This window comes from Bradyrhizobium sp. MV1.5 (assembly GCF_055807615.1).
In genome coordinates, this window is sequence record NZ_JBVVPL010000009.1 from 194,320 (window position 1) to 206,788 (window position 12,469).

11 protein-coding genes are annotated in these 12,469 nt (G+C 63.6%); 6 read left to right on the top strand and 5 right to left on the bottom strand.

The window, feature by feature from the left end; all coding sequences use genetic code 11:
- Positions 1–20: 20 nt before the first annotated feature.
- Entirely contained in the window at positions 21–878 is an 858-nt protein-coding gene (locus tag AC0L2J_RS12045) for a VOC family protein (RefSeq protein WP_473389888.1), read from the bottom strand.
- Between the two features lie 145 nt (positions 879–1,023).
- Entirely contained in the window at positions 1,024–2,214 is a 1,191-nt protein-coding gene (locus AC0L2J_RS12050; RefSeq protein WP_473389892.1) for a urate hydroxylase PuuD, read from the bottom strand.
- A 234-nt stretch (positions 2,215–2,448) separates the two neighbouring features.
- On the opposite strand from AC0L2J_RS12050, the gene AC0L2J_RS12055 reads away from it, so the two are divergent.
- Positions 2,449–3,789 carry a PQQ-dependent sugar dehydrogenase gene (locus AC0L2J_RS12055; RefSeq protein WP_473389896.1) on the top strand — a complete coding sequence of 447 codons (1,341 nt, stop codon included), beginning with the start codon at positions 2,449–2,451 and terminating at the stop codon, positions 3,787–3,789.
- Between the two features lie 100 nt (positions 3,790–3,889).
- Here the strand turns inward: AC0L2J_RS12055 and AC0L2J_RS12060 are convergent, their stop codons facing one another.
- Both AC0L2J_RS12060 and AC0L2J_RS12065 read right to left on the bottom strand, forming a co-directional pair.
- On the bottom strand, positions 3,890–4,690 hold the full coding sequence (locus AC0L2J_RS12060; protein WP_473247678.1) for an SDR family NAD(P)-dependent oxidoreductase: 801 nt from the start codon (positions 4,688–4,690) through the stop codon (positions 3,890–3,892).
- A gap of 1 nt (position 4,691) precedes the next feature.
- Positions 4,692–5,474, bottom strand: a complete 783-nt coding sequence (locus AC0L2J_RS12065) for a carboxymuconolactone decarboxylase family protein (RefSeq protein ID WP_473389901.1) — start codon at positions 5,472–5,474, stop codon at positions 4,692–4,694.
- A gap of 233 nt (positions 5,475–5,707) precedes the next feature.
- On the opposite strand from AC0L2J_RS12065, the gene AC0L2J_RS12070 reads away from it, so the two are divergent.
- The 4 genes from AC0L2J_RS12070 to cyoD are packed head-to-tail and all read left to right on the top strand — an operon-like array spanning position 5,708 to position 9,558.
- Positions 5,708–6,541 (top strand): cytochrome ubiquinol oxidase subunit II family protein, encoded by an 834-nt coding sequence (locus tag AC0L2J_RS12070; protein ID WP_007607596.1) that lies wholly within the window; start codon positions 5,708–5,710, stop codon positions 6,539–6,541.
- Entirely contained in the window at positions 6,531–8,531 is a 2,001-nt protein-coding gene (cyoB, locus tag AC0L2J_RS12075; RefSeq protein WP_473389923.1) for a cytochrome o ubiquinol oxidase subunit I, read from the top strand. The genes AC0L2J_RS12070 and cyoB overlap by 11 nt, the downstream gene beginning before the upstream one ends.
- Positions 8,531–9,172, top strand: a complete 642-nt coding sequence (locus tag AC0L2J_RS12080) for a cytochrome (ubi)quinol oxidase subunit III (protein ID WP_007607598.1) — start codon at positions 8,531–8,533, stop codon at positions 9,170–9,172. Before cyoB ends, AC0L2J_RS12080 begins: the two co-directional genes overlap by 1 nt.
- The gene (cyoD, locus tag AC0L2J_RS12085; protein WP_007607599.1) at positions 9,169–9,558 is read left to right on the top strand and encodes a cytochrome o ubiquinol oxidase subunit IV; all 390 of its coding nucleotides are present in this window, start codon (positions 9,169–9,171) and stop codon (positions 9,556–9,558) included. The genes AC0L2J_RS12080 and cyoD overlap by 4 nt, the downstream gene beginning before the upstream one ends.
- A gap of 219 nt (positions 9,559–9,777) precedes the next feature.
- Here the strand turns inward: cyoD and AC0L2J_RS12090 are convergent, their stop codons facing one another.
- Positions 9,778–10,566, bottom strand: coding sequence for a thermonuclease family protein (locus AC0L2J_RS12090; protein WP_007607601.1), 789 nt, complete (start codon positions 10,564–10,566; stop codon positions 9,778–9,780).
- Between the two features lie 196 nt (positions 10,567–10,762).
- On the opposite strand from AC0L2J_RS12090, the gene AC0L2J_RS12095 reads away from it, so the two are divergent.
- Positions 10,763–12,361 (top strand): GMC family oxidoreductase, encoded by a 1,599-nt coding sequence (locus AC0L2J_RS12095; protein WP_473389911.1) that lies wholly within the window; start codon positions 10,763–10,765, stop codon positions 12,359–12,361.
- Positions 12,362–12,469 lie beyond the last annotated feature (108 nt).

The window sequence follows — 12,469 nt, forward strand, 5'->3', positions numbered from 1 at the left end:
TGTTAAAGAATTAGTTCAAATCAGCCGGCAACAAAGGCGAGCAGGGTGCCGTTCGCCTTGGCCGGCGGCACGCAGATCGCAGGCCCGCTGCGCACCGCTGCCGAGCCAAGCGCCTTCTCGGTGGCCGCGAGATCGCCGCTCACGAGCACCAGGGCAGCGCCACCGCGTTCGGAAAGACCCGCGAGCGGCACGCCGGGATAGCGTTTGCCGAGCTGCTCCAGCGTCAAGTAAACGAAATCGGCACGATCGCCACCGGAGGGCACGGTCACCGCGCCGTCGGCCTCGGCCTTCGGCTCGCGGTCGATCAGCCGTCCCAGATGCGAGGCGTCCTTCGCGGGATCGGGCGTCGCGATCAATGTCTGCTTGATGCGCTTGGCCGCATTGGCGTGCTTCATCAGCTCGGGAATCCACACCGTCTCGCGCGTCTTGTGCTGGCAGGCGAAAATGCGCACGCCGCCGGGCGCTCCCGCGGTCGGCCACATGAAGGTGCGGAATTTCGCCGCCGAGATCGTGCCATCAGGCAGCGTCACAGGCCGTTCGAAATCGGTCGGGCCGATCGGCTCCAGGCCCCGCGCGCGGATTTCCTCCGCGCCGGCGGCGGAATCGACCGCAGTGAAGGCGATGCGCTCGATGCCTTCGCCGCGCTGGTCGAGGAAGGCACGCGCCGGTGCATTGTGCTCGGTCGCGGCGAGCACGCCGAGCAGCTCCATATAATCCGGGTCGAACATGATGGTGTAGTTGCCGGTGCCCATATGCGCGCTGTGGGTGCCGCGCGGCGAGATGGTGAAGCCGAGCTGCCGGTAGTTCTCGGCGGCTTTGTCGAGGTCCTGAACCATGACCACGGCGTGGTCGATACCGATGACGTTCTTGAGGGCCACTGTTCTTTCCCCGCATGCAAACTGACTTGAGGCCGCGCCGGGCCACTGCTTCTGTCTACGCCGGATAAGCGTTCAAGTCATTTTCAAATCGGCGGGACATGCAGAAATTTCGTTCCGCGAAAGCCGATATCGACGGGTGATGGCGTCAGCGCGCCTGCTCGATATAGGCGGCGAGGATGGCGCGCTCCTCGCTGGTCATTTCGGTGATGTTGCCCGGCGGCATCGCATTGGACCAGGCAGCGACGCGGCCGATCAGGCGGATGTTGCGATGGATGTGCTCGGGCGCGTCGAGCAAGATGCCCTTCGGCGCGGTGACGATGCCGGCCCAGACCGGCTCGGCGGCGTGGCACATGCTGCAGCGGGACATCACGATCTCCTCGACATTGGCAAGCGTCGGCTGCGCTGACAGCGCGCTTGTCTTGAGCTCGCGCGGGCCGGCCGCAGAGAGGAAGAGGATCGCGATCACGCCCGCCGCTGCGATGCCCCACACCCACCACGGCGATTTGCGTCCGGCATGACCCTCGTTGAAGAAGTGACGGATCACCGGTCCCAATCCCAGGATAATCGCGACGATGATCCAGTTGAAGCGCGTGGCGTAGAGCAGGGGATAATGGTTGCTGATCATCAGCACGACGACAGGCAGCGTCAGATAGTTGTTGTGGACCGAGCGCTCCTTGCTTGACTTGCCGAGCTTTGGATCGGGCGCCTGTCCTGCGATCAGGCTGGCCGCGATCTTTTTCTGGTTCGGGATGATCAGCGTGAAGACGTTGGCGACCATGATGGTGCCGATGATCGCCCCGATCTGGTTGAAGGCGCCGCGACCGCTCAGCACGTGGGTGAAAGCATAGGTCAATGCGACCAGGAACAGATAGCCGCCGATGGCGAAGGGCAGCTCGCGTTGCGCGAGCCCGGTACGGCAGGCGGCTTCATAGAGCAGCCATGCCAGCGCCAGGCTGCAGAGGCTGAACAGGCCGGCCTGGAATGGCATGAGGTCGAGGATCGACTTGTCGACCAGGAACAAATCGGCTTCGAGATAATACACCACCACCATCAGCGCGAAACCGGACAGCCAGGTGGTGTAGGCCTCCCATTTGAACCAGGTCAGCTCGTCCGGCATCTGGGCGGGCGCGACCAGGTATTTCATGATCCGGTAGAAGCCGCCGCCATGGACCTGCCAGGCCTCCCCCTGCACGCCGTCCGGCAGATCGCTGTCAGGCTTGAGGCTGAGGTCGAGGGCGATGAAATAGAAGGAACTGCCGATCCAGGCGATCGCGGCGACCACGTGCAACCAGCGGAGCAGCAGGCTCGCCCATTCCGATATGATGGATCCCCACATGACCACCCCAACAGATGCGACACCAATGCCGCAGCTTGATGACCGCAACCGGCGGTCCCGCCCTTACAATGTGTCGCACCGATCAGCCGCATTTTCCAGTAGGATGGGCTGCGGCTGATGCACATCGTGCGGGCATGAGCTGACGTGGGATTCGGCAGGCATTTGACCTGTCGCAGAACGTTTGCGCGCCAATCGGCGTTGATGCGCCAGATGTAACGGCCGGGAGGAAACGACGTGAAGAACAGGATTTCGTTCGTGGCGATGTCCGCAGGGTGGCTGGTCGCGGTCGCGACCTGCGCGCAGTCCGAGCCAGTGCTGCAAGGCAAGGACGCCTATGGCGGTTGGCAGGCCGACAAGCCCGGCACGGTCAGGTTGATCCGGCCGCAGGATCTGGTCAGGCCCGGGGCTACCCGGTCGGTTGCGAGTTCGTCGCGCGTGGTGCCGCGCCCGCCGGAGGGCGCGCTTCAGGTGCCGGCCGGCTTCAAGATCGAGCTGTTCGCCGAGGGTCTGCGCGCCCCGCGCATCGTGCGCGTGGCGCCGAACGGCGATGTCTTCGTCGCCGAGACGCGCGCGGGCAACATCCGCGTGTTGCGCGCCGGCGACGGCGGCAAGGTCGCGACCAACGAGGTGTTCGCTGCCGGACTGCGGCAGCCGTTCGGCATCGCCTTCTTCCCAAACGGCGACAATCCGCAATGGGTCTACGTTGCCAACACCGACAGCGTCGTCCGCTTTCCCTATCAGGCCGGCGATCTCAAGGCGCGCGGCAAGGCGGAGACGATCGTGGCGAGCCTGCCGCATGACGGCGGTCATTCCACCCGCGACATCGTGTTCACGCCCGACAACAAGCGCATGCTGGTATCGGTCGGCTCGCTCAGCAATGTCGCCGAGGGCATGGGCACGCCGCCGGGTGGAATGGAAGCCTGGTCGAAAGCGCAACCGCTCGGTGCGGCCTGGGCCAGCGAGACCGAACGCGCCACCGTGCTCGCCTTCAACCCTGATGGTAAGGAGCGGAAGATTTACGCCACCGGAATCCGCAACTGTGTCGGGCTCGCGGTCCAGCCGCAGACCGGGCTGCCCTGGTGCTCGACCAACGAGCGCGACGGACTCGGCGACGATCTCGTGCCTGATTACGTCACCAGCGTGAAGGAAGGCGCGTTCTACGGCTGGCCGTGGTTCTATATCGGCGGCAATGAAGACCCGCGCCACGCCGGCGCGCGGCCGGACCTCAAGGACAAGGTGACGGTGCCTGATGTGCTGGTGCAGCCGCACTCGGCCTCGCTCGGCATGACCTTCTATCAGGGCACGCAGTTTCCGTCCGAGTATCGGGGCGATGCTTTCGCGGCCGAGCACGGCTCCTGGAACCGGTCGAAGCGCACCGGCTACAAGGTGATCCGAATCCGAATGAAGGACGGCAAGCCGACCGGTGAGTACGAGGATTTCGTTACGGGATTCGTGGTGAGCGACACCGAGGTGTGGGGGCGGCCGGTTGGTGTGGCCGTGGCGAAGGATGGATCGCTGCTGGTGTCGGAGGATGGCAACGGGACGATCTGGCGGGTGACAAGCGTGCCGCGATGAAGGTGTACCCTCGCCCCTTGCGGGAGAGGGTGGCTCGCCGCGCAGCGGCGAGACGGGTGAGGGCCGCAAGGGAGAAGGAAGAGCAGCGTGCTTGCGGTGCCTACCCCCGTCTCACACTCGCTCCGCCATCCACCGGCAAGGTCACACCGGTGATGAAATTCGCCTCGTCCGAGGCCAGGAACAGCGCGGCATTCGCGACGTCCCAGCCTGTGCCCATCTTCCTGCGAAGCGGCACCTTGCTGTCGCGTTCGGCTTCGACTTCGGCGCGGGTCTTGTGCCATTCGCGGGCGCGGGTGTCGACCGCCATCGGCGTGTTCATCAGGCCCGGCAGGATGACGTTGGCGCGGATGCCGTATTCCGCGTTCTGGTAGGCGAGCTGTTCGGTAAAGGCGATCATCGCCGACTTCGTCGCCTTGTAGGCGACGTAAGGGTAGGTGGTGATGGCCGCCATCGAGGAGATGTTGATGATCACGCCGCTGTTCTGCACGCGCATGATCGGGATCACCTCTTTCGCCGCCAGAATGCAGCTCTTCAGATTGATGGCGACGACGCGGTCGAAGGCCTCCTCGGTAATTTGCAGCAGCTCGGCGTCGCCGCCGGACAGGCTGACGCCGACATTGTTGTGCAGCACGTCGATCCGGCCCCAGCGCGCCTGCGCCTCCGCGACCATCGCCTTGATGTCAGCGGACTTTGTGACGTCGGCCTTGAACGCCGCGGCGGTGCCATGGTTCGCCGCGATCATGGCGGCGGTCTCCTGCGCCGATTCCAGATGATGATCGACGCAGAGCACCTTGGCGCCCTCGCGCGCGAAGGTCAGAGCAGTGGCGCGGCCATTGCCCATGCCTTCGCCGGGGCTCTGGCCGGCGCCCACGACGATCGCAACCTTGTCCTTCAAGCGCATGTCAGTTCACTCCCGGGATCGGGCACTGCTGGAGTACCTCTTTGTAATACGGCTCGTTGTCAATCTTCATGGTGGCGAGCACGCGCACCACGCCGCAATAGAAGGCGATGGTCAGCACGAGGTCGACCATGTGCTCGTCCGAGAGATGCTGCCTGATCTCTGCAAAGGTTGCGTCCGACATCGCGAGCTCGCGTACCATCTCGCGGGCACCTTTCAGGATCGCCTTCGCCTGTGGCTCGAGCGTCGAGGGCTCGCCGTCGGTCTCGGCAATCAGGCCGGCGATATCATCATCGGTGACGCCGAATTCCTTGCCGATCTTCACATGGTGAGTGAATTCGTATTCCGATTTCTCCATCCAGCCGACCTGGAGGATCGCAAGCTCCCGCAGCCGTGGATCGAGCTTGCTCTTGAAGCGAATGTAGCCGCCGATGCCGTTAAAGGCACGCGCCATCTCCGGCGAATTGACCAGCAGCTTGTGCAGATTGGTGTTGCGCTTGAGCATGTCGCGATATTCTGGCGCGACCTGGTCGGCCTCGAGATAGGGCAGGCGGGCCATCCCTGTGTTTCCTTTCCTTGCTAGTGTTCTTGTGACTCGCGTTCGGGCGCTTGTCGCGTGACGTTCGGCGAGCTTGAGGTCGCGATCGGCCACCAGCACTTTGGCGCCGGCGCGAGCCAGTAGAATTGCGGCGGCGCGGCCATTGCCAATGCCGTCGCCCGCAGCGCCGCGGCCGCTGACCAGCGCCACCTTGCCGGCGAGACCGGGATCGTCCTCGGGCCCCTGCATATCGTTTCACCCCAAACATTTTCGTGCAGTCTAGCAATCGCCCCGAGCGGCGAGAAGGGCCGGGCTCCCGCTTTCATGTCATTGACATCGCATGGAATTGCATGCCGCCGCGCGAGAAGGGCGAACGATCGCCCCGCGCCGTTAGGAACCGACCTCGCGCGATCGCGTTTGTTGCGGAGCCTTTCCCGCGCTAGGCTCTGTCCCGGGGCTTCCCAACCGCCAGTGGCTTGCCGATGAATCTGCTCGATCCACAAGGGCCTGTGGCTGCGGCCAACAGCACCATCCTGGTCGATTCCGTCTTCATCATGCTCGCGATCGTGGTGCCGACCATTTTCGCGATTTTGGCCTTTGCGTTCTGGTTTCGCGCATCCAATCCAAAGGCGCGCTTTCAACCGGAGTTCGTCTATTCGGGGCGGGTGGAAATGGTGGTGTGGGCGATCCCCGCGCTCACCGTGATCCTGCTCGGCGGCGTGGCCTGGATCGGCTCGCACCAGCTCGATCCCGCGGCACCCGTGCCCGGCACCGGCAGCCCGGTGCGCATCCAGGCCGTCTCGCTCGACTGGAAATGGCTCTTCATCTATCCGGACCAGCGCATCGCCACCGTCAACACCCTGACGGTGCCGGCCGGCGCCGAACTGAATTTCCAGCTGACGTCGTCGAGCGTGATGAACGTGTTCTTCATCCCGCAGCTCGGCAGCATGATCTACACCATGAACGGCATGGTGACGAAGCTGAACCTGCGCGCCGACAACGAAGGCAAGCTCCAGGGACTGTCGGCGCATTTCTCCGGCGACGGCTTTCCGGACATGATGTTCGACGTCAACGTGATCTCTCCGCTCGCCTTTCCGGACTGGGTCGCGACCACGGCGAAGAGCGGTGCCGTCCTCAATGAGGACAGCTACAAGAAGTTGATGCAGCAGGGCATCGAAAAGGGCAGGCCGACCTACAGGCTCGACGATCCCCGGCTGTTCGACCTGATCGCGACCCAGCACATTCCGCCGGGACCGGGCCCAGAGCTCGCATCCGAAGCAGGCCGGTCGCACAGTGGAGGCCATGATGCTCGGTAAGCTCGATTGGTCGGCCATTCCGTTCGATCAGCCGATCCCCCTGATCGCAGGCGCGGTGGTGCTGGTCGGGATTCTCGCCGTGCTGGCCTGGGTCGTGGTGAAGGGGCATCTGCCCTATCTCTGGCACGAATGGATCACCAGCGTCGACCACAAGCGCATCGGCGTGATGTATATGCTGCTGGCCTCGGTGATGCTGCTGCGCGGCGGCAGCGACGCCATCATGATGCGGATCCAGCAGGCGGTTGCCTACCAGTCACAAGGCTATCTGCCGCCGGAGCACTACAACCAAATATTCTCTGCGCACGGCACCATCATGATCTTCTTCGTGGCGATGCCGTTCGTCATCGGGCTGATGAATCTCATCGTGCCGCTCCAGCTTGGCGTACGAGATGTCGCTTTCCCGACGCTCAATTCGGTCGGCTTCTGGCTGACCGCGACCGGTGCACTGCTGGTCAATCTTTCGCTCGTGATAGGCGAGTTCGCCCGCACCGGTTGGCTCGCGTTTCCGCCGCTGTCGGAACTGTCCTACTCGCCCGGCGTCGGCGTCGACTATTACGCGTGGTCGCTGCAGATCTCCGGCGTCGGCACGCTGGTGGCTGGCATCAATCTCGTGACGACGGTGCTGAAGCTGCGCACCAAGGGCATGAACTATCTGCGCATGCCGATGTTCTGCTGGACCACACTGGCCTCGAACCTCCTCATCGTCGCGGCCTTCCCGATTCTGACCGCCACCCTCGCGATGCTGCTGCTCGACCGCTATCTCGGCTTCCACTTCTTCACCAATGAGGCCGGCGGCAATGTCATGATGTTCATGAACCTGATCTGGGCCTGGGGGCATCCCGAGGTCTACATCCTGGTGCTGCCGGCCTTCGGCATCTTCTCCGAGGTGGTCTCGACCTTCTCGGGCAAGGCGCTGTTCGGCTATCGCTCGATGGTGCTGGCGACGATGGCGATCTGCGTCATCTCCTTCATGGTCTGGCTGCATCACTTCTTCACGATGGGCGCGGGCCCCGACGTCAACGCCATCTTCGGCATCGCCAGCATGATCATCGCGATACCGACCGGGGTGAAGATCTACAACTGGCTGTTCACGATGTATGGCGGCCGCATCCGCTTCGAGACGCCGATGCTGTGGTCGATAGGCTTCATGGTCACCTTCATCATCGGCGGATTGACGGGCGTGCTGGTCGCGGTGCCGCCGGCCGATTTCGTCCTCCACAACAGCATGTTCCTGGTCGCGCACTTCCACAACGTCATCATCGGCGGCGTGCTGTTCGGCGCCTTCGCGGGGTTCGAGTACTGGTTCCCCAAAGCGTTCGGCTTTCGCCTCGACGACCGCTGGGGCAAGCTTGCGTTCTGGTTCACTTTTCTCGGCTTCTATGTCACCTTCATCCCGCTCTACGTCGCCGGCATGCTCGGAATGACGCGGCGCATGCAGCACTACGACGTCGCGGCGTGGCGGCCCTGGATGCTGGTTGCAGCCGTCGGTATGGCCGTGCTGACGATCGGCGTGATCTGTCAGATCATGCAGATCGTGGTCAGCATCCGCAACCGCGAGGCCCTGCGCGATCGCACTGGCGACCCTTGGGACGGCCGTTCGCTGGAATGGGCGACGTCGTCGCCGCCACCGGTTTTCAACTTCGCTTTCAATCCCGATGTGCGCGGCGAGGATGCCTACTGGGACATTAAGACACGTGGCCAGCAGCAATCGCTCGATCATGATGCGCCCGAGTATCATGACATCGAGATGCCCAGGAATTCGCCGACCGGCTTTGTCTGCGCGTTCTTCGCCACGGTCATGGGCTTTGCGCTGATCTGGCACATCTGGTGGATGGTGATTTTGGGCGGCATCGGAGCGTTCGCGACCTTCGTCGTGTTCGCCTGGCGTGACCATGACGAATACGTCATTCCGGCCGACGAAGTCGCTGCAATAGACCGCGTCAATCTCGAGGAGCGGCGCAGTCTTGTCAGCATGGCGGGGACAGTCTGATGTCAATGACCGCAACCACCGGCCGTGCACACGCCGATCCGCATCACATCGGGCTCGTCATCGAGCATCCCGGCCCAGCGCCGAAGCGCATCGTGACCGCCTATGGCTTCTGGATCTTCCTGCTCTCCGACATCGTGATGTTCTCCTGCTTCTTCGCGGCCTATGCGGTGCTGGCCGACCAGACCGCCGGCGGCCCGAAGGGTTCGGAGATATTCGATCAGCGAAACGTTGCGATCGAGACGGTCTGCCTGCTGCTGTCGAGCTTCACCTGCGGCATGGCCAGCATCGCCGCCGATGTGCGCAATCGGTTCTGGTTCTATCTCGGGATGGCCGTGACCTGTTTGCTCGGCCTCATCTTTCTGGTCATTGAGTTTCGCGAGTTCGCCGATCTCGTCGCGCGAGGCGATGGCCCATCGCGCAGCGCGTTCCTGACTGCGTTCTTCTCCCTCGTCGGCTGCCACGGCCTCCACGTCTCGGCCGGCATATTGTGGCTCCTCACCATGATGGCCCAGGTCTCTGCGAAGGGTTTTCGTGCCGACGTGCTGCGCCGGATGATGTGCTTTGCGTTGTTCTGGCATGCACTCGACATCGTCTGGGTCGGAGTCTTCTCCGTCGTCTATTTGCTTGGGAGTGGCGTATGAGCGATCAGACGCACATGCCGGCCGGTCATGACCTTGCGCCGGGCGACGAGGAGCAACACAGTGTCGGCACGCGCGTCCTCGGCTACGTGGTGGGTCTTGTTCTCGCCCTGCTGCTGACGGCGACCTCGTTCTTCATCGCCGGCACCGATCTGGTCTGGCAGCCTTCCATTCCCGTCGCGCTGATCGTGCTGGCGATCGCGCAGATGGGCGTGCACCTCGTGTTCTTTCTGCACATCACCACCGGCCCCGACAACACCAACAACGTGCTGGCGCTCGCGTTCGGGCTGCTGGTCGTGTTCCTGGTGGTCGGTGGCACCGTCTGGATCATGGCGCATCTGAATGCGAACATGCCGGCGATGGATCAGATCGTGCCGATGCGCCACTAGCGCATTGTGCAAAAAAGAAGAGCCGCTTGTTGTGACAAGCGGCCCAAGTCTAGGGAGGAAACGCCCGAGCAAAGCAATCGGGCCGGAGCCGGATTGCCGCCAAGGAAACGCTCGCGCAAAGCGCTTGCGTACGCTTACAAATGCAGCAACTCCCGATAGAGTTCAATTCCGGATGAATACTGTCTCCGGCTGGCGCTCACGGCTGCGTGATGGGCTTGGTTATTTCGGCCGCCGGCAGTTGTAGGCCTTGCGGAAGCCCGCGGCCTGGGCGTCCTCCTCCGAGCAGAACCAGCGGTCCGGCTTGGTCGTCGCGGGGTAGCTCGGGCAGCCGCGTAAATGGTAGATGCCGATATTGCCGGTCACGCGCGCGCGCACCGCAAGCTTGCCCTTGATGCCACAGCTCGGTGGCATCGTCAGATTTTCGGGGAACAGCGCCGCGCGAATCTCCTTGTCGCGGTCGGCGCGGCAGGCGGCGCCAAGGAGCGCGCCGTCCTTCTTGCCGGTGCGGAATTCTTGCGGTGCAACAAAGCAGCCCTTCCAGATTCCGGCGGAGGTTGATTTCGCGTCGGCCGCGGCCGACTTGACGTTCGCCTTGACCGGCTCGCGGGCGATTGCAAAGCCCAGCTTGACCAGCTGCTCGTTCAAGCTGGTCTTGTCGCCTTCGGCCGTGCAGATCGCGCGGTGCCGCTTGCCGAAGCTCTTTTCCGGTCCGACATCGTCGCAACGCACCGATCGCTTGCCAATCAGCTTGGCGAGCTGGTCGCGGGCCTCGATGCCGCAGGTCCAGGGATCGGCATGATCGTCGATGCAGACCTGGTCCAGCTCGGGCGCGTCTACGCCGTCGAGACGATAGGTGACGTCGCCGAGCTGGACGGCGTTGCCGTCGCGGACCGTCGCGGCGGCGGTCAGCGCGGAGGCGGGGCCGGAGGTGCCCAGAAATCCGGACAGGGCAATAAAGGAAACGAGCGCAAAAGCGCGGGCGCTGGCAAAGGATTTTCGGAAGGACATAAGGTCTCGCTATCGATGGCTCGTTCGCCTTGTTCCTAGCATCCGGATGTGGCGATACCAATGGTCTGCGCCCCGCGAAGTGCGACATTCCGGCCCCGTGGCTTTACTCGGCCGTCGCTCTGATCCTATCGTTCGCCGGCCTTGCGGAGCGGAGGCCGAATCGCCCGGGAAGCGGCGAAGGGAGGAAAATTTCGCGATGAAAGACCCCGTGGACGTCCTGATCATCGGCGCCGGCGCTTCAGGCGCGGCGGTCGCGTGGTCGCTGGCCGAGACCAAAATGCACATTCTCTGCCTGGAGCAGGGCGGCTGGATGAACCCGGCGGAATATCCCAGCACGGGCCGGGACTGGGAGGCCAAGTTCTACGGCGAGTGGTCGTCCAGCCCCAACGTCCGCGGTCGGCCCGAGGACTATCCGATCAACGACGACAATTCGCCGATCAAGGTCGTCAACTACAATGCAGTCGGCGGCTCGACAGTGATGTACACCGCGCACTGGCCGCGTTTGCATCCCTCCGATTTCAAGGTGAGGACGCTCGACGGCGTCGCCGACGACTGGCCGATCGACTACGACGCGCTGACCCCGTTCTTCGAAGAGAACGACCGGATGATGGGCACGTCCGGCCTCTCGGGCGATCCGCTGTCGCCACTGACGCATCCGCCGATGCCACAACAGCCGCTCGGATTGTCCGGCGCCATCATCGGCAAGGCCATGAACAAGCTCGGCTGGCACTGGTGGCCGTCGGATACGACGGTCGCGACCATGGACTACGAGGGCCGCGCGCGCTGCATCAATCTCGGCCATTGCACGCCGGCCTGCGCGCAAGGCGCTAAATCCTCCACCGACATCACCTATTGGCCGCACGCGGTCCGCGCCGGCGTCGAGCTGCGGACGCACTGCCGGGTGCGCGAGATCACCACCGACGAGAACGGCATGGCCACCGGTGTGGTCTATTACGACAAGGACGGCGTCGAGCAATTCCAGCCGGCGCATGTCGTCATCATCGCCTGCAATGGCGTCGGCACGCCGCGGCTGCTGCTGAATTCGGCTTCGAACCGCTTTCCGAACGGGCTTGCCAATTCGTCTGGCCTCGTCGGCAAGAACCTGATGTTCCATCCCTATGCGCAGATCTACGGTTATGTGAAGGAGCCGACCGACAGCAATCGCGCGCCGCCGACCTGCCTGTGGAGCAAGGAGTGGTACGACACCGACCCGTCGCGGGGCTTCGTGCGCGGCTACGGCGTTCAGTTCGTGCGCGGCGCCGGACCGGTGTTCGAGGCTGTCGTCAGCGAGCAGAAGGGCATTCTGCCGTGGGGCGCCGATCATCACCGCGTCTTCCGCAAGCTCAACGGCCACAGGCTCGGATTTTCCGCGATCTGCGAGGACCTGCCGGAGGAGCATAACCAGGTCACGCTCGATCCGCTCTTGAAGGACAGCCACGGCATTCCCGCGCCGAGGATCGACTACACGATCAGCGAGAACAGCCGGAAGATGATGGAGCATGCGCTGGCGCGCGGGCGGGAGATTCTCGAAACCGCCGGAGCGAGCGACATCTGCGTCAACTCGCCGATCCCGTGGGGCGGCTGGCACCTGCTCGGGACGGCACGGATGGGCACCGACCCCGAACGCTCCGTCGTCAACGAATGGGGCCGCTCGCACGACGTGAAAAACCTCTTTATCGTTGACGGCAGCATCTTCGTCACCTCGGGCGGGGTCAACCCGACGTCCACCATCCAGGCCCTCGCGCTCTACATCGCCGACCAGATGAAGCAGCGCCTCGCCAACCTCTTCGATTGAGAATGATTATGTTCAAACCTGACCGCGCGTTCGGTGCACCTCTCCCGCTTGCGAGGGCTTTGCTTAATTGGCCGAGCGGGAGTGAGGCTCGATGTGGGGCATTTTTTT